The sequence below is a fragment of the Pseudoalteromonas sp. SWN166 genome, from assembly GCF_015864485.1.
In the GTDB taxonomy this organism is placed as follows: Bacteria; Pseudomonadota; Gammaproteobacteria; order Enterobacterales; family Alteromonadaceae; genus Pseudoalteromonas.
Map to the genome: position 1 here is coordinate 1 of NZ_JADYXB010000054.1, position 16,994 is coordinate 16,994.

General features: G+C 38.5%; 18 protein-coding genes and 1 pseudogene. 10 read left to right on the plus strand and 9 right to left on the minus strand.

From position 1 onward, the window contains the following. Positions 1-527: 527 nt before the first annotated feature. The 8 genes from I6F49_RS18965 (at position 528) to I6F49_RS19000 (ending at position 6,558) form a co-directional block, all read left to right on the plus strand. Positions 528-1,460 carry a CHAD domain-containing protein gene (locus I6F49_RS18965; protein ID WP_197177042.1) on the plus strand — a complete coding sequence of 311 codons (933 nt, stop codon included), beginning with the start codon at positions 528-530 and terminating at the stop codon, positions 1,458-1,460. Between the two features lie 26 nt (positions 1,461-1,486). Next, positions 1,487-2,386: a DUF350 domain-containing protein gene (locus I6F49_RS18970; RefSeq protein ID WP_197177044.1), complete on the plus strand. Its 900-nt coding sequence runs from the start codon at positions 1,487-1,489 to the stop codon at positions 2,384-2,386. Positions 2,387-2,389: 3 nt separating this feature from the next. Then, the gene (locus I6F49_RS18975; protein ID WP_197181635.1) at positions 2,390-4,111 is read left to right on the plus strand and encodes a polyamine aminopropyltransferase; all 1,722 of its coding nucleotides are present in this window, start codon (positions 2,390-2,392) and stop codon (positions 4,109-4,111) included. A 79-nt stretch (positions 4,112-4,190) separates the two neighbouring features. Further along, complete coding sequence (locus tag I6F49_RS18980) at positions 4,191-4,604, plus strand: YjfI family protein (protein ID WP_004335098.1); 414 nt, start codon at positions 4,191-4,193, stop codon at positions 4,602-4,604. Between the two features lie 24 nt (positions 4,605-4,628). Continuing rightward, the gene (locus tag I6F49_RS18985) at positions 4,629-5,321 is read left to right on the plus strand and encodes a PspA/IM30 family protein (protein ID WP_004335088.1); all 693 of its coding nucleotides are present in this window, start codon (positions 4,629-4,631) and stop codon (positions 5,319-5,321) included. Between the two features lie 74 nt (positions 5,322-5,395). Next, a complete protein-coding gene (locus I6F49_RS18990) occupies positions 5,396-6,034 on the plus strand; it encodes a DUF4178 domain-containing protein (protein WP_165739670.1) in 639 nt (212 codons plus the stop codon). After that, on the plus strand, positions 6,031-6,357 hold the full coding sequence (locus tag I6F49_RS18995) for a hypothetical protein (RefSeq protein ID WP_165739672.1): 327 nt from the start codon (positions 6,031-6,033) through the stop codon (positions 6,355-6,357). Before I6F49_RS18990 ends, I6F49_RS18995 begins: the two co-directional genes overlap by 4 nt. A 15-nt stretch (positions 6,358-6,372) precedes the next feature. Then, positions 6,373-6,558: a hypothetical protein gene (locus I6F49_RS19000; RefSeq protein WP_165739673.1), complete on the plus strand. Its 186-nt coding sequence runs from the start codon at positions 6,373-6,375 to the stop codon at positions 6,556-6,558. Between the two features lie 19 nt (positions 6,559-6,577). Here the strand turns inward: I6F49_RS19000 and I6F49_RS19005 are convergent, their stop codons facing one another. From I6F49_RS19005 to I6F49_RS19025, 5 genes are all read right to left on the minus strand, one after another. After that, a complete protein-coding gene (locus I6F49_RS19005; protein ID WP_197177048.1) occupies positions 6,578-6,982 on the minus strand; it encodes a hypothetical protein in 405 nt (134 codons plus the stop codon). A gap of 10 nt (positions 6,983-6,992) precedes the next feature. Next, on the minus strand, positions 6,993-7,526 hold the full coding sequence (locus I6F49_RS19010) for a hypothetical protein (protein WP_197177050.1): 534 nt from the start codon (positions 7,524-7,526) through the stop codon (positions 6,993-6,995). Between the two features lie 110 nt (positions 7,527-7,636). Then, complete coding sequence (locus I6F49_RS19015) at positions 7,637-9,013, minus strand: class II fumarate hydratase (protein WP_197177052.1); 1,377 nt, start codon at positions 9,011-9,013, stop codon at positions 7,637-7,639. A gap of 11 nt (positions 9,014-9,024) precedes the next feature. Further along, positions 9,025-9,390, minus strand: a complete 366-nt coding sequence (locus I6F49_RS19020) for a hypothetical protein (RefSeq protein WP_231615148.1) — start codon at positions 9,388-9,390, stop codon at positions 9,025-9,027. Positions 9,391-9,491: 101 nt separating this feature from the next. Beyond that, positions 9,492-9,677 carry a hypothetical protein gene (locus tag I6F49_RS19025; protein WP_165739680.1) on the minus strand — a complete coding sequence of 62 codons (186 nt, stop codon included), beginning with the start codon at positions 9,675-9,677 and terminating at the stop codon, positions 9,492-9,494. A 200-nt stretch (positions 9,678-9,877) separates the two neighbouring features. Between I6F49_RS19025 and I6F49_RS19030 the strand changes: the two genes are divergently transcribed. Continuing rightward, a complete protein-coding gene (locus tag I6F49_RS19030) occupies positions 9,878-10,468 on the plus strand; it encodes a DUF938 domain-containing protein (protein WP_197181636.1) in 591 nt (196 codons plus the stop codon). Here the strand turns inward: I6F49_RS19030 and I6F49_RS19035 are convergent. From I6F49_RS19035 to I6F49_RS19050, 4 genes are all read right to left on the minus strand, one after another. Continuing rightward, positions 10,445-11,584 carry a GNAT family N-acetyltransferase gene (locus I6F49_RS19035; RefSeq protein WP_197181637.1) on the minus strand — a complete coding sequence of 380 codons (1,140 nt, stop codon included), beginning with the start codon at positions 11,582-11,584 and terminating at the stop codon, positions 10,445-10,447. The genes I6F49_RS19030 and I6F49_RS19035 overlap by 24 nt on opposite strands. A 6-nt stretch (positions 11,585-11,590) precedes the next feature. Continuing rightward, positions 11,591-12,991 carry an alpha/beta hydrolase gene (locus tag I6F49_RS19040; RefSeq protein WP_197181638.1) on the minus strand — a complete coding sequence of 467 codons (1,401 nt, stop codon included), beginning with the start codon at positions 12,989-12,991 and terminating at the stop codon, positions 11,591-11,593. Next, entirely contained in the window at positions 12,981-15,701 is a 2,721-nt protein-coding gene (locus tag I6F49_RS19045; protein WP_197181639.1) for an ATP-binding protein, read from the minus strand. Before I6F49_RS19045 ends, I6F49_RS19040 begins: the two co-directional genes overlap by 11 nt. 72 nt (positions 15,702-15,773) lie before the next feature. Continuing rightward, on the minus strand, positions 15,774-16,229 hold the full coding sequence (locus I6F49_RS19050; protein WP_165739690.1) for an Lrp/AsnC family transcriptional regulator: 456 nt from the start codon (positions 16,227-16,229) through the stop codon (positions 15,774-15,776). Positions 16,230-16,365: 136 nt separating this feature from the next. Between I6F49_RS19050 and I6F49_RS19055 the strand changes: the two are divergent. After that, positions 16,366-16,872 (plus strand): annotated as a pseudogene (locus tag I6F49_RS19055) (monodechloroaminopyrrolnitrin synthase PrnB family protein); the annotation flags it as partial. Positions 16,873-16,994 lie beyond the last annotated feature (122 nt).

Here is a 16,994-nt window from a genome sequence, read left to right on the forward strand (position 1 = left end):
ATAGTTGAACAGGTTTCGCAAGCGTGGAACAAATTCATTTCTGTTCCAGATACGGTTAAAAGCATATGCTCTAGAGACTGGATCAAATTGACTTAATCTTTATGCAGATTGGTATAATCTACACTCATCTACTCCCATCACGTAGGCCGGGCGAGCGTAGCGACTCCCGACGCTGAAAGCATCGAAAGTACCCTTATACCAACCTGCATAAATCTTTAATCAATTTAACGAATTAAATTGCACTATAACGTCGTTAAAATTTTTATTTAGAACAACTAGATACAAAAACTTTTGGCTAGTTCTAGCGTAATTTTCTTAACGTTAAATAGACCCCATATATAAGCAGATTGATATTATAAAGCTTCTACTTCAATTCTAACCTCACGATACGACTCTATATCTTCACTAAATCACAGTCTGATTTAAAAACTAGCTGCTTCTTCTCACTTTGTTGCAATTTCATTCTTGGTTTAATAAGTGACCTGTGTAAAACTACCTGAGTTAATTTAGTAAATCAGGTGACATGAATGTCGAATATTAAAGCTTGGAAACTTATGAGCCTGTTTTGTTTGTTCGCAGTGCTTATAGGTTGTCAATCGAAAGAAGAGCAGCTGCAACAAACAATTCAAGAGTCTATTAAAAAGGTAGATACGGAGCTGTCTCAGCTTGGTACTGCACTCGATAATGGAAGCGTACGCAATGCTGTATTACTTAAAGAATATGGTGAGCTTCTTAAAAAACAACAACCAGAGCTTACAAAAGTTGTTGATGTAATTACCCTTGATGCAACGCGCCAAGGCGCACTTTATAGTGGCTTAACACAGCGACTTAAAGATATTAAAGGAACTTACTTAATTCCTCCTTATGAAGATACGTTACATAGCATTGATTTGTTGCGTGAAGCGGCAAAACCTACGTTATTTTCTGATGCGTTAACCGATCCTATTAATATGCTAGCTGATATGTCGAAAGGTGCTTTAGCACGTGTAGGCGCAATTAGTAAGCAAGCTGAAGGTGAGGGTGTTGGTAACCAAATGGTAGGTAATCCTAACTATGGTAACTGGCAATCAAATAGTAACGGTATTAGCTTTTGGCAATGGTACGGAATGTATCGTATTTTAGGCGATGTATTTGACCGTGTTGAATACGGAAGCTGGAGCAAACGCCGAAAGTATAGTTATTACAATGACTATGGCCGTTCGCGTTATTCAAGTCCTAAACAAATTAAAACTCAAAGCGCGCTAGAAACACGCACGCGCCAAACATACCAACGCCAAGGTAAGCAGTTTACAAGCCCTTATGCGAGTAAAAAAACAGGTGCATCAGGTTTAAGCCGTAGCAGTTATACGCCACCAAAAAGCCGCAGTAGTTATTCTCGTTCGAGCAGTTATAGCAATAGCTCTGGATCGGTGCGTGATAGCGGTAGCAGAACCTCTCGTGGCGTGAGCCGTGGTAAGTAAAAGAATAAAGTTGGAGTTAGAATAATATGTATGAATTTAATGGAATAACTATGTGGTCGCTACAAGCGCTGGCGATTGATTTTGCAATTATTGTTTTATTATTTGTAAGCCTTAAATATATAAAAGGCTGGGTTTCAAACTTACATGCAAATGATGAAATAACAGAGCGCGATAACTTTGCCTTTGGTATTAGTTTTGCTGCTGGTTTAGTCGCACTGGCGATTGTATTAACGGGTGTAAGTAGTGGGGCTTTTGCTGCAACACTTCAACAAGAAGCGCTGCAAATGTTAGCTTACGGCGCATTAGCGGTTGTACTTATTAAATTGGGTCACTTCTTTCAAGATAAAGTAGCACTTCGTAAAGTAAGTCTTCACGACGAAATCGTTAAAGGTAACGTTACAGCTTCAATAATTGATTTTGGTCATGTTGTAAGTGTTGCTATTGTTATTCGCTCAGCTCTTTTATGGGTGGCTACTGATGGCTGGCATGGTCTTCCAATTGTAATTGCTGCCTTTATTATAGGTAGCGTTGTATTACTACTTGTTAGCCAGTACCGAGTGCAGTTATTTAAGCGTACAAACAAAAGTGGCGATTGCCTACAACAAGCAATTGTTGATGGTAACTTAGCTGTGGGTATTCGTTACGCTGGATTTTTAGTAGGTAGTGCATTAGCTATTACAGCAGCAACCGGCGTTGCACCTTACGCTGCGGATAATATTAATGCGAGTTTACTATACTGGGCTATTAGCGCAGTAGTGAGCCTTGTTGCATTTATTATTTTGCACTTAGTGACAATTAAAATAATTTTATCTGGTTGCGATATTTCAGATGAAGTTAATCGTCAAAAAAATGTAGGTGTAGCTACTATTTCTGCAGCAGTATCATTTGCGGTAGGTATCACTATGGCAACCTTACTAGGCGCATAATCAGTGTCATCAACCAACACTCCCCCAAGTAAGTCTCGCTTACTTGGGCACGATATATTACTTATTACTGTTATGGCCGTGCTTGCTGGGTGCGGCCTTATTTATGAATACTTACTGTCTCATTATGCGGGCCGTGTACTTGGCTCAGTAGAGAGCGCCATTTACGCCATGATCGGTACTATGATTGTAGCAATGGGCTTAGGCGCTTTTTTAGCGCGTTGGTTTAAAGATGCATTTACCGCTTTTGCTTGGCTAGAAAGCATTATTGCTTTGGTTGGCATGGGCTGCATTTTAGCGATAGCGGGTGTAATAGCAGTTAGTTATTCTCTTCCTCATTTATTTTCGAGCATTTTTAATTTACCCCCTGATGTTGTACTTAATGGTTACGTATTTCAAAAGCTACAAGAGTGGTCACGTTTTCTACCTTATGTTTTTGGTTTAATACTGGGCTTATTTATTGGTATGGAAATACCGCTTATAGCGCGTATTCGCCAACATGTTTATGGCCGATTTTTGGAGAACAACGCAGGGACTATTTATGGTGCCGATTATATTGGTGCTGGTATTGGTGCAGCCATTTGGGTAAGCATCATGCTCTCAATGCCTATAATGCAGGCTGCCGCGTGGACGGCATTATTTAATATCATTGCAGGGCTCGCGTTTTTATGGCGTTACCACACATATGTACGCTTTGCTAAGGCGCTTTTAGCTTGCCATATAGCATTGTTAGCATTATTTGGTTTTATTTTGATATTTGGCAGTGGTTGGATGAATAATCTAAGCAATGTTTTATATAAAGATAAAGTGATTTACTCACAGGCAACTAAGTATCAGCACGTTGTTTTAACTGAGAGATTAAGTAAAAACCAGCCGCAACCGATCACCGATTTATATTTAAATGGGCGTTTGCAGTTCTCAAGTATTGATGAGCAAATATATCATTCAATGCTGGTTTATCCTGCAATGCTTGCCTCTAACCGACACGACCGCGTATTAATAATTGGTGGTGGTGACGGGCTTGCACTTAGAGATGTTTTAAAATGGCCGGTGAATGAAGTAACGCTTATAGATTTAGACGCACAACTTCTCAATTTATTTGGTCATAAAGACGGTGACTTTACGCCACCAGAGCATATTAGTAAGCGATTGCTGCAGCTAAATAATAAATCGATGCAAGACTCGCGCGCCAACATAATAGTGGGTGATGCATTTTTAGAAGTTGAAAAGCTGCTCGATCAATCTAAGCAGTTCGACACTATTTTAATTGATTTACCGGACCCTAATCATCCTGACCTAAATAAAATGTACAGTGATTATTTTTATAATCATGTACGCCAATTATTAGCTCCCGATGGCGCAATGGCGGTTCAATCAACCTCTCCTTATCATGCTAAAAAAGCGTTTTTAAGTATAGGTAAAACGGTTAAAGCTGCAGGGTTTGGGTATGTTGAGCAATATCAGCAAAATATACCTTCGTTTGGGCAGTGGGGCTGGACTATAGCAACTAAAATGGGTCAGTCGGCCAGTGGTCGTATTAACGATATAGCGACTATGCCAGTACCATCAAGATGGATCAGTAAAGAATATTTATTGGCAAGTTTTGTATTTCCTAATCATTATTTTGAACAAGTTAAAAGTATTGAGGTCAATAGGTTAGGGTCTGGTCAGTTGTATGATTACTACCGAACTGCATGGCAAATAGAAAGCGAATTGTATAAAAACTAATAAAACATGGTTGACATAATATGTCGGCCGTGAGAATCTTAACTCAGACATAATATGTCAAGCGACAAAAGGCAGAGACATGGAATTAAATGAACTTTCAATAAAATTAGCTTCTTTTGAAACTGAAGGCGCTAACTTTGAGTCTTTCTTGATTGCCAATCCTGGTGAGCAAGATGTTTTACAAGTCATTGTTGATGGAAATGATGAACTTCCAATTTTTGTTACTCAAACACAAGAGCAGTTGTTATGTATTAGCTACTTGTTTGACGAAGATGAAGTTAAGAGTGAATTACGCAACGAGTTAAACGAAACATTACTACGTTTAAACGTGCCGATTCCACTGAGTGCATTTGCTAAAATCGATAACAAATACGCGATTTTTGGTGCACTGTCGGTAAATTCATCATTAGATGACGTTACCCACGAACTAGTGACATTAGCTGATAACGCTATAGACGCACTAGAAGCCGTGACCTTGTATTTAAACGATTAATAGCTAGTTAGTGGAGTTAAGATTATGAGTATTTTAAAAAAATTATTTACAGCAGTACGTGGCGGCGCTCGTGAAGCAGGCGAAGCAATTGTAGACAAAAACGGCATCCGTATTTTTGAGCAAGAAATTGCAGACGCGCAAAATGCACTTCACCGTGCTAAAAAAAGTCTTACTGAAGTAATGGCCAAAGAAATGCAAACTAAGCGTAAAATTAGCGCTGTAGATGCCTCAATCGCTGAACATGAAGCGTATGCAGGCCAAGCTCTTGAAAAGGGCAACGAAGCATTAGCATTAGAAATTGCAGAAAAAATTGGTGACTTTGAAGCTGAAAAAGCTGAAAACGAGCAAGTATTGTCTGGCTTTAGCAATCACATTGTTGCGCTTAAGCAGCAAGTTAAAGATGCTGAAAAATCGATTAAAGAGAATCAGCGTCAGCTTACAATGGTTAAAACCACTGAAAGCGTACAGCAAGCAACAATGGCTGTTAACAGCACGCTTAATACAAATAGCTCGTCTATGACATCGGCTCGTCAATCGCTTGAACGCATTAAACAGCGTCAACAAGATCGTAGTGACCAGCTTGGTGCTGCAAAACAACTTGAGTCAGACGTAAATGGCGATGACTTAAAAGCTAAAATGGCTGAAGCCGGTATTGGTGACACAAGTCCAAAAAGTGCTGATATTTTAGCTCGCATCAAAGCGAAGCAAAATAGCTAACCATTACGTTTATACTTTAAAAAGGTAACTGAGTTTTGCTCAGTTGCCTTTTTTGCTTAGAAGGCAACCTTCCTATGTTTAATTTTTTCAAATCTAAAAAAGAGCCAGAGCGTCAGCTTAATCATCCAAGCGATCTTAAAGTAGGCGACATGTTTAGCGTTATAGACTCATTTGCTTATCCAACATGGTTAAAAGGTGAAACGTTACGAGTTACTGGTATTCAAACTTACCAATACCAGCACAGTAGTGATACTGAATTTGTACTCGAGACAAACAGCGGGCAAGTTGTATTTTTACAAATTGAGCAAGATGACGGTGAAGAGTGGGCAAACTTTTCTATTAAAATTCAACGAAACGAAGTTGAAGAAATATTTAGCCTTGATGAGTTTGCGCGTATTTTTGATGAAGAGTCGTTAACCCACATTACAGTGCAAAATACACCAGAGCGCTTTATGCAGTTTTTAGCTAAAAGCTATCAACAAAGCGAGTCGCCTTATGTGTGTTATTTCCATAATAAAGATTACCGCAACCAAGCATTACCTCGCTATGAGCAAGAAGGTGGCGAGCCATGTGAAATGATTTGCTTAGCGTCTGATAATGAAGGCTTTGGTTTAAATATCGAAATTTGGGATGGCGGCGAAACCGAAGTATCGCTAACGCTGACGCGCCCAATGACAGACATTGTAGACTTGTTTCCCGGAGATGCTAAGTGAGTGATGCTAAAGACAAGTGGTTACGTCAGGAACAAGCTGTACGTGCCACGCAGATGGCATTTGATCTGAGCAGCGAAGTTCAAAAGCTGATAAAAAAACAAGCGATCGATCAAGAGCTAACTCCATCAGACATGATCCGCAAAATACTTGGCTTAGACGTAAAGTCTAAAAAAACGCGTCAACGTTTATCGTTTAATTTAAATGATGATGAAATAGCACAACTTGCCACTCGGTTTGATGTACAAAGCGATGATAAGCGAGCCGTAAAGCAGCAAGTAGCTGATTTATTAATAGCGCACACTAAAAATAAAAAAGTGAAATAATTTAATTAGGTTTTTATGAATATTATTTTAATTGCTTACTTAATTATTTTTGCGTTGTTTGGTACTGCGGCGAGTTATTTTGTACGCTTTATTTATGCGTATTGGGTGCTTAAAACAATGCCTATGAAGTACATTATAAAAGCGGGTATTTGCGTGGTATTGGTCGTTGTAATCTCAGCGTTAATTCCATATATAAGTTAACGCTGAGGTTAAGTTTGATTTATTTTATATCAAACGACTGGCACTGCTGATTAATACACAGCGATTGCACTTCAAGTACTGGAGAACAATCAGTTAAGCCTTGTGCTTTATTTTGTATGTTTTCTTGTTTTGTTATTTGTTGAGCAAGCTGTTCCGCTTCTTCTTGAGAGGTGTTTAGCGTTGAATAAACCGCGTATTTACTCGGTCCACCGCATGAGCGGGCGCCAACTTCAAGGACTTTGCACTGAAAGCTAGCGGTGCAGCTATTATTACTCACCATGTTATTCAGATCATAGTTCAAGTCAGACAAGTTTTTATTTTGTTCATTACCTGAGGTTACAGTGCTAGCACAGCCACTTAGTAACAAAATGCTGCTAGCAATGCTTATAATTGACAGTTTAACTGTTGATGGTAAACAACTCATAACGTTATCCTTAAAATGCACTTACCGCTGAGCCTTCAAGTTTAACACATTTATTTTCAACACACTGCGTGCTTGGCGTTGTTAAATGCTGACAAATACTCATTATCCCTTTTTGTGAATTATAGCTACTTTCAAGCTTTGTGATTTTGTCGCTAAGGGCTGTTACTTGATCCTCAGACGCAGTGTTTGTTGAATACACAACAAAGCTGCTTGGCCCGCCACATGCGCGACTACCTACTGCATTTACTCTACATTGAGTGCTTGTATCACACTGTTTATCTGCAGTTAGTGTATTTAATTCAGTTTTGGCTGCTTTTATATCGTCTATTGAAACGTTTTTTAAATCAGCTTTTGGTATTTTTTCAGCAACTACGTTCTTTTTAGTATTTTCTTGTAATTGAGTGTTCTCTTTTAGCTTTTGTAGCTCTTGCTTAGGTGCTTCAGCCTCTGAGGCGATTGTTACTTGCTGTGTTTTAGCTGGTTCGTTATCCAAACATGCAGTTAAACACAGTGGTAAAAGTATGGCTAATAATGGGGTACGCATAAAAAACCTTGATAGTGATGAAATATTCATCACTATCATACACGGTGCATTTTTTACGGCAATAAAAACTATATTATCAAGTAATTAAAGACGTGAAAAATATTGTTCTACTAAAGTCCGCCCTGCGTTAGCTTGGTTGGATTGAGTAATTTTTCGAGTTCTTCGCGCGGTAAATCAGTTTCCTGCTCAGCGACATCAATAATTGGGCGAGCTTCTTTATAAGCCTGCTTTGCTATTTTTGCTGCTTTTTCATAACCGATCACCGGATTAAGCGCAGTTACCAAAATTGGATTTTTAGCGAGTGCTTTATCTATATTTGGCTGATTCACCTTAAAGCTGGCAATTGCTTTATCGCCCAGTGCTTGTGCGCTATTTGCAAGTAACTCTATGCTTTGCAATATATTATACGCAATGACTGGCAGCATCACATTCAGCTCAAAATTACCCGCTTGGCCGGCTACCGTAATAGTGGCGTCGTTACCTATTACTTGTGCACTTACCATTGCGGCGGCTTCAGGTATAACAGGGTTTACTTTACCTGGCATAATAGATGAGCCTGGTTGGAGTGCTTCAAGCTCTATTTCACCTAAGCCTGCAAGTGGGCCTGAGTTCATCCAGCGTAGGTCGTTGGCTATTTTAATTTGTGCGACAGCGAGTACTTTTAATTGCCCAGAAAGTGCGACGATGGCGTCTTGTGAACCTATATTGTAAAAAAAGTTACTACTAGGCGTAAATCTAATACCTACATTAGCACTCAGGTTTTCTGCAAATTTTGCTGCAAATTTAGGGTCTGCATTAATACCTGTTCCTACGGCCGTACCGCCTTGTGCAAGCTCGCACACACGCTCTAAGCTATGTCTAATTCCTGCTGCTGCATGATTGACTTGTGACTGCCATGCACTGAGTGTTTGATCAAAGGTAACAGGCATTGCATCCATTAAATGTGTACGGCCTGTTTTAACTATATGGCCAACTTCAGCTTTTTTCTTTTCTAGGTTTTGCGATAAGTTTTCAAGCGAAGGAAGTAATTCATACACTACATTTATTGCACTACTAAGGGCAATAGCAGTAGGGACTACATCGTTAGAACTTTGCCCCATGTTCACATCATCATTAGGGTGAATACTCTCACTGCCTAATCGACTAGCAAGCGTTGCAATAACTTCGTTGGCATTCATATTTGAGCTTGTGCCCGAGCCTGTTTGAAAAATATCAACGGGGAAGTGCTCAATGTGCTCGCCATCAATAATACTTTGGCAAGCTTGCTCAATAGCATTGGCTTTAGCTTTGCTTAAATGCCCAAGCTCAAAGTTACTTTGTGCTGCGGCTTGTTTTATATAAGCCAGTGCAGTTATAAATTGCTTTGGCATAGGTAAGCCACTAATGGCAAAGTTATTAACCGCTCGCTGTGTTTGCGCTTGATAGAGCGCATCAATAGGTACTTGTAGCTCGCCCATGCTGTCTGATTCTGTTCTAAAGTTACTCATAAGTGTGCTCCTTAAAAAGGGTTGAATTCGTGACTAAGAATACGCGCTTCGCGCTCAAGTATTAAAAATTGTGCAGTATTATTGTGCACTTTGTAAAATCGTTTTAATGCTAATAATGGTTTGTATAACTGCTCTAAACATTGTTTACGAATAGCATTATGTATAAGAGGGTCGCACATTTTGTTCATAATTTCATGGTGTGTGCGTCTAAGATAAAACTCTTGAAGCAAAGGGTTACGTTGCAGCTCAAATTTTTTTGCGACGTTAAGGGCGGTTTCTATGTAATCGGCAACGAGCATGGGGACATGCAGACCAGGTCTTAAGCAATGACAAGAGAGTTCTTGATGATAACGATGCTGGGCATGATTTGAAGACATAAAAAAACCGACTCAAGTTAACGATAATAGTTATCATTACATTTAATCGGTTTCAGTGTAAACAGTTATTATAAAAATTATTTGCGATACTAATTTGAGTTTTAATTGTAGCCAAGAATAAATATCTGATCTGTTTCATGTTTGGTCATCGCCTGTTGATTATGTTTAGGGTGCGAAAGTAAATCGATTACTGTAGCTCTCATATCAACGGCGTAACTATGATCGTCGGTGGTTTTTTCGGTTATTGCAACAGCTGCGTCTACAGCTGTATAAGAGGGTATATGCATAATTTTATCCTTTGAAATTTAATATAAGTTAAACCCTTTAGTGGGTTGGTTATATAAAAGCATATTACATACCAATCATAATAAATAAATTTAACCTCATGATAGTTTTAGAGTTTAAAAATTATCATTTTTTGAACACGACAAAATAAGTCAAATTTGCTTTACTGTTGTGCATTAACCGACAATTTTGGTGCACAGAAATGACAAAGCCATTTTCACAAGCGTGTGAAAACAATAAAGCTCCTATTTTAAAGCAATTAAAAACCGTATTAAAAAACACTAAAACAGTGCTCGAAGTTGGCTCAGGTACTGGCCAACATAGTGTGTTTTTTGCAGAGCAATTGCCTCATTTGCAGTGGCATACAAGTGATCGCGCTATAAACCACGAAGGGATTAATTTATGGCATCGCGAAGCTGATTTAACTAATTTACACGCGCCGCTTGAGCTTGATTTAAATAATGAGTGGCCAGTAGATAAGGTTGACGCTATTTATACGGCAAATACATTTCATATTGTTAGTTGGCAATTAGTTGAACGTTTTTTTGACGGTGTTAAACGCCACTTAAATAGCGGTGGTATATTGTGTATTTATGGGCCATTCAAATACCAAGGTGAATTTACCAGCCCAAGTAATCATGACTTTAGTGCCTTTTTAACAGAGCGCGATCCGTTAAGTGGAATAAGAGATTTTGAAGCAGTTGAACAACTAGCTAAGCAAGCAGGGCTTACGCTCATTAGCGATACAGCCATGCCTGCAAATAATCAGTTACTCATTTTTAAACGGCAGTAATGAGCTACATTGCTCTTTATATATATCAATATGGCCGCGTTCACGCTTTAAGTAGTCGCTTATTGCATGACTAAAGTCGCCATCAACAATATGGTGAGCAGAGTAGGTAAGTACGGGTTCAAATCCGCGCGCTATTTTGTGCTCACCTTGTGCACCTGAATGAAAACAGCTGAGTTTATGCTTTATTGCAAACTCAATACCTTGGTAATAACACAGCTCAAAGTGGAGCGAATCTACTTCCTCACTTGCTCCCCAGTAGCGCCCGTAAAGTGTATTTTCACCGATTAAACTAAGTGTTGCAGCAATCACGCTGTCGTTTTTTTTGGCTAGCATAATAACGAGATTATTAGCCATTAATGCATGTAAAAGCGTAAAAAATTCCATATTTAAATAGCCTAAATGACCAGATCGTTTTAAATACGTACGCTGATAAAACTCACAAAATAACTGCATTATCTCGGGCGTAATTTGTGTGCCTTGCAGCCATTTAATATCAATATTTTGTTGTGCTATTTTAGCTCGTTCTTTTTTAAGTGACCTGCGTTTACGCGAGCTAAGCATCTGCAAAAAGTCGTCAAAGGATTCATAACCTTTATTAAACCACTGAAACTGCACACCCACTCTTAGCATGGCGTGTTGCTCAGTTAATGATGTGGCTTGAACTTGGTCGCAAAAATTAACATGCCATCCCGACCAACCTTGCTGAGCACTGTGTATGCTCAGTTGCTCTGTAATGTATTGATACACCGCATTTGGATTGATGTGATCGATAGCAATGCGCTTACCCTCAATAGGGCTAAAGGGAATGCCAGATAGCCATTTTGGATAATACGCTAAACCGTGTTTTTCGTATGCCTCAGCCCATGCCCAGTCAAATACGTACTCGCCGTATGAATGACTTTTTAAATATCCGGGTGCAAGTGCAACGAGTGTATCACCTTCAAAAATAGCGAGGTGATGGGGCTGCCAACCGCTTTTTTGTGTTACGCATTGGCTTTGTTCAAGGGCATATAAAAAAGCATGTTGAGTAAATGGTTCATTACCAAATAAACGTTGCCACTGCGCCTGATCAATCTCATTAATACTGCTAAACCATTGGTGCGAAAACGTTCCCATGACTACTTACCTTGTAGTTGTTCTAAGCTGTTCTACGTTTTTAATAAACGTACTAATTTGCATTTTAAGCTCGGCAAAATGAGGATTATAAGTTAAGCGCTGTAAAGCCGGATAGTCTTTTAAGTTTGCGCTTGTACGCTCTCCTAGTTGTGGTTTTTTTGTTGTTTTACATGTTTTGTACAGTAAGTCGTCGTTAATAAAGCTGCCACAATTACGATAAGTTGCATTAATTCCATAATGTGGATTTTGCGGTGAGTTAACAACCGCAATATGCGATATACCGTGAATTTTTTTACACTGCAGTGTTGTGCATTGCGGGTTACTTACTATGTAGTCACTAGTAAAGTCTGGCGGTAAAATATCAGTGTTGCCATAAAGTACTAAAGTATCGAGCGGCTTATATTTTACTGAATTACCTTGGTGTAATGTACTTAATAATTTTAGTGTGGCACGCGTATCTATTGTTGTATCAATATCACTAAGTACGCTAAAAATAGGTAATTTAAGTGCGGGGCGTTTGTTTAAGCTACTTATGCTTGCAAGTGACATTGCATCGTATGAGGCCGCAGCTGCATTTAAAGGAAATGACTCATACTTAGCAAAGTCTACATCGGCGTCTTTATCTATCCAATTAACAAACGGTATAGCGTCAATCCATTTTGCTATCCAGCCGTATTTATTATGTGGCTCGGAGCCTGGCGAATAAAGCATAAGCGCTTTAATTTTAGGTGAGACAGTTTGCTTGGTTGCGTAATCAATAAGTAACGCTGCACCGGTAGAGTAACCTGCGAGTATCACCTCATCAAAGTCTTGCACCGAGCGTTCAACCCCGTACTTTATTGCCTGTTGCCACTGGCTAACCTCTACATTGAGTAAAGCACTTGCAGCGCTTCCATGTCCTGGTAATAAAATAGTACGCACGGTATAGCCTTGCTGATAATACACTTGTGCTAAATCGTGGTACGTAAAGGGTGAGTCAGTTAGCCCGTGGATTAGTAGTGCAACTTTATTACTGTTTGGGTACGTAAGCTCAAAAGGGGCAATAATATCTGCAATAGTAGGGTCAGGTTTTCGCTTACCCTGTGTTACCAACTGCCGATACGTTTGTGTAATAACGGGGCATGGCATGTTTGCATGGGGCTTAGCTTTATTTATATGTTTATATTCGTAATCTAAGTAATCGCTAAATGGTAAAAGGGCTTGATAATTAAAGCGCTGGTGGGTGTACTCATTTTCAAAACGTAATAGGCCTTGCTGCTTACTTTTTATTATAAATTTAAAGTCACTCGCCTGCGATATACAGTTTTGAGCTACTGCAATATGCGAAAAAACACTTAAAACAAAACCAAAAAATACTCTTAAAAATACTCTTAAAACTATTCTTAAAATTAAACCACTATTGTTCATTAACTTCTGCATATTGGACAAGACACTCGGTTAGCTTAATGAGTTCAAGCGGTTTTGCAAGATGTTGGTTAAATCCAACGGCTTTTGCATGTGCTTTATCCTCTGGCATTACGTCGGCAGTTAAAGCAATAATCGGAAGTTCTTGTTCGGTTTTAAACTGCCGGATCAATGCTGTGGCTCTATAGCCATCCATTACAGGCATTTGGCAATCCATAAGCACTAAATCAAAATGCTGCTTTTTTACTATATCGACCGCCAGCTCGCCATTTTCTACTATATACGGCACAATTCCTAACGAGCCAAGCATCGCTTTAATCACCATTTGGTTTACTGGGTTGTCCTCTGCCACTAAAATGCTGAGCGAAGTAATATTCGTATTATCAAATGTAATAATATGCTCTTTTTTAGGCTCTGTTGTTTCTAATCGCATGGAAAATGTAAAAGTAGAGCCTTTATCTATTTCACTTTTAAGTGTTATTTCTCCCCTCATTAGCTGGCTTAGCTCTTTTGCTATGGTTAAGCCAAGGCCGGTACCGCCAAATTGTCTTGATGTAGAGCTATCAGCTTGGGTAAATGCGTTAAATAACTTTTTATGTTGGCTCGGTTTTATACCTATGCCGGTATCGCTAACGGTTATAACAAGCTGTACTTTATTGGCAGTGGTAAACTCTGTTTCTATGTTTAGAGTAACACTGCCTTGGTTTGTAAATTTAATCGCGTTACTACACAAGTTAAGCAATATCTGCTCAATTCGCATTGGATCGCCAATAAACCAGATATCTAAAGGTAGTTTTGAGCTAACTTGCCACTTAATACCTTTGTTAGTTGCGCTGTGTTCAAACATATTGTTTATACGTGCTATTAAAGCACCTAGGTCGAATGCAATAGACTCAATAACTAACTTTTGAGATTCTATTTTTGATATATCAAGAATGTCATTAATTAGGTTTAATAAGCTTTTAGATGATGAGTTTATTTTATCTAAGTAACCAATTAGCGTACTTGCGCTATCGGTTTCGCGAGCAAGCGAAGAAAACCCAATAACAGCATTCAAAGGTGTACGGATTTCGTGGCTCATATTAGCTAAAAATTGGCTTTTAGCTTGGTTAGCTAAATCTGACTGCTGCTTTGCTTGTGCAAGCGAGTGTGTACGCTCAGCCACTTGGCGTGTAAGTGCAATTTGTTGCTGATTAAACAGCAGTAAAACCATTAAAATTAAAGAACATACGGCCACTTGAAGTATGAGCAATAATAACGTTAGTTGATTATTATGTTGTGCTAAAAACCCTTCTTTAAGTGCTAGTTTTACAATCCATTTTTGCCCTGCAAAGCTCACATCAAACGACATCAAACGACTTCCTTTAGCCTGATGAACATCTTGAGAGTAATTACTATAAAACGGCGGTGCGTTTGTATCTTCGTATATACCAATCGAAAACATATCAGACTGCTGTTTAGTAATTGCTTGTTCAATAATACTGCGTACTAAAAATATACCCGTGACGTAGCCTTTAATTACTTCTTTATCGTCACTTTGAGAATACACAGGGGCAAATAACAAATAAGCGGGTTTAGGTTGTTTGGTTTGTACTAGCTGAATTATCTTAGTCCCTACGGGCATATATTTTATAGCAGGGTTAAGCAGGGAGTTTTTCCTATCAGAATTTGAAAATACATTAAAGCCAATTGCTTTTTGATTACCATTGAAAGGGGCTATATATTTTATGATAACGAGGGGATCATTTTTTTCAAGAGGCTCACCTACTACATCAACATCTAAATGGTAAATATTTGATATTTCTTGGGCAAAGGTCTCACGTTGATCTTGAGGTATTTTTGCATTCCACGATAAAGCATTAATAAATGCGTGCTGGGTTAGTAATTGGCTAGCATAAGAATAAAAATCTTGCTGGCTTAATGTTGATGATGATTGAACCTGGCTTGCTAGGCTTTGTACTGCAATAATACTGCGATTTGTATATCTATAAAGGCTATTTTCTATAACGTGAACTTCACGTTCGGCGATTTTAATTGTGCTTATACGGTTTTCTTGATCGTATAGCTGTGTTGTAACCGCAACAGACACAAATAAAATAGAGCATACTGCAATTGTTGGAAACGCCGATATATTATGTTGATTAGATTTTTGTGGTAGTAAAGAAAGTAAAAACGGAGTTGCAATTAATACCCCTAATGTATCGCCAAGCCACCAATAAACAACATTTTTCCAATGATTATCAATGCTATAAACCGAGTTAAATTGACTAAGAGCGAACACGCCAAAGTTAGCCGAAATTAAACTGACTAATATGGCTATGACGAGAATAAAGTAAATTATGTTTTTACGCTTTTTAAAGCGTAGTGGGTGACCAAGCCAAAATTTTAGTAAAGCAGCGCCCACCATTGCCTGTATAACCACACCAAAGGCGATATACATTGCTTCGTTAAATGAGTTACCGACCAGGACTAGCTCATGAGCTGAACTATCAAAAATATTTAAATTAAATGCAATTGCAGCTACAAATAAAGGCGGGATAAAGCGCCACCACCAAATATAACAACCGACCAGAGCAATACCAGCAGGTAACCAAATTGGAATTATTTGCGAATTAAAAGCAAGTTTAGTGAGTGCTATACCCACTAAAAAATATGCTAAAGCAAACATGATGTAAAAAATAATGGAGTGATTTTTAGAGTTAAAATTTTTCACATAAGGTCCAAGCAATTATTATTATCGTTTTGAAATATCAGTATAGCTAACAGTAAGTTATTTAGGGTATTTTTATAATGGTAACTGATTTTTGCTAAATGACTGCTTTAACACAACGGTTGATTCTATATTTGCAATACAACTTAAACCACCTAGTTGATGTTTTACAAACGTTTCGTAGCTCTCAAGATCATGTGCAATTATTTTTAATAAATAATCATAGCTTCCTGATATTACACAACACTCTAATACATGTGGTAATTTTTCTACATGTTGCTCAAATTGCTCTGCAGCACTTACCGAGTTTTGGCTTAATCGTACAAACGCATACACCAACACATTAAGGTTAAGTGCTTTTGGGTTTATGGCGGCGTGGTAGCCGGTAATAATGTTTTCTTGCTCTAACTTTTTAATACGTCTTAGGCAAGGTGTATCTGACAGGTTAATGCTGCTGGCTAAATCTGAAACCGACATACGAGCTTGGCTTTGTAGTGCGATAAGTAATTGCTGATCTTTTTTATCTAACATAGTTGTCGGCTTTTATTAATTATTTTTATATTTGTAGTGATTATTGCTAAGTATTACAGTTTTTACTAATTTTTTTGGCGTTTTACCCTCATTGAACTCTGTTAGCATTTAACTATAAAAATAATAGAGCACAACAATGAACACACATACCGCTATTTTTGATCACTGGATTCGAACTGAGTTTGTCACTTTAAACAGTGAATTAGAGCAGCTTTATTGGCAGCAAACCGATAAAGCAAATGTAGAAGGAATAGGCGAGGCCTTAAAGCAACAATTAGAAAAAGAAGGCAACGCATTAATTAGTAATTTATTAGCCGAGGGAAACACAGATCAAGGCTTTGATAGTGCTTTTGACCTACTTGGCAACGTCGGATTATTTATGGCTGCATGCCGTCGCCATGAAATTACCGAACCAAGCAGAGAAACCACGTCTCCACTAATAGAAGCCTCAGCGCTTGCTATGCATATAGGCGCATCTATTGGCGTAACCCCTCGTTTTGCTACCGCCCACTTAACTACTCATAACAAAGCACTTAACGGTATTTATAAACGATTTACTAATTTACCCGATGAAAAGCTATTTATAGATTACAACACCCAAGGTATTTTGGCCTATAAACGCGCAAGTGATGCTTTACTAAAAACTTGAATTCAAGTATTAAGTGCAATCATTATGCAGCCACCAGAACTTCTGATTGCCCCGTAAATAATTCATGAGGGGTTTTATACCCTCTTGTTTTTCTTGGCCGATGGTTGAGCTTATCA

Coding starts and splice junctions, on each gene's coding strand:
- I6F49_RS18965 (WP_197177042.1), top strand. CDS start 528: ATGTCGAATATTAAAGCTTGGAAACTTATGAGCCTGTTTTGTTTGTTC.
- I6F49_RS18970 (WP_197177044.1), top strand. CDS start 1,487: ATGTATGAATTTAATGGAATAACTATGTGGTCGCTACAAGCGCTGGCG.
- I6F49_RS18980 (WP_004335098.1), top strand. CDS start 4,191: ATGGAATTAAATGAACTTTCAATAAAATTAGCTTCTTTTGAAACTGAA.
- I6F49_RS18985 (WP_004335088.1), top strand. CDS start 4,629: ATGAGTATTTTAAAAAAATTATTTACAGCAGTACGTGGCGGCGCTCGT.
- I6F49_RS18990 (WP_165739670.1), top strand. CDS start 5,396: ATGTTTAATTTTTTCAAATCTAAAAAAGAGCCAGAGCGTCAGCTTAAT.
- I6F49_RS19000 (WP_165739673.1), top strand. CDS start 6,373: ATGAATATTATTTTAATTGCTTACTTAATTATTTTTGCGTTGTTTGGT.
- I6F49_RS19005 (WP_197177048.1), bottom strand. CDS start 6,982: ATGAGTTGTTTACCATCAACAGTTAAACTGTCAATTATAAGCATTGCT.
- I6F49_RS19010 (WP_197177050.1), bottom strand. CDS start 7,526: ATGCGTACCCCATTATTAGCCATACTTTTACCACTGTGTTTAACTGCA.
- I6F49_RS19015 (WP_197177052.1), bottom strand. CDS start 9,013: ATGAGTAACTTTAGAACAGAATCAGACAGCATGGGCGAGCTACAAGTA.
- I6F49_RS19020 (WP_231615148.1), bottom strand. CDS start 9,390: ATGTCTTCAAATCATGCCCAGCATCGTTATCATCAAGAACTCTCTTGT.
- I6F49_RS19025 (WP_165739680.1), bottom strand. CDS start 9,677: ATGCATATACCCTCTTATACAGCTGTAGACGCAGCTGTTGCAATAACC.
- I6F49_RS19030 (WP_197181636.1), top strand. CDS start 9,878: ATGACAAAGCCATTTTCACAAGCGTGTGAAAACAATAAAGCTCCTATT.
- I6F49_RS19035 (WP_197181637.1), bottom strand. CDS start 11,584: ATGGGAACGTTTTCGCACCAATGGTTTAGCAGTATTAATGAGATTGAT.
- I6F49_RS19040 (WP_197181638.1), bottom strand. CDS start 12,991: ATGAACAATAGTGGTTTAATTTTAAGAATAGTTTTAAGAGTATTTTTA.
- I6F49_RS19050 (WP_165739690.1), bottom strand. CDS start 16,229: ATGTTAGATAAAAAAGATCAGCAATTACTTATCGCACTACAAAGCCAA.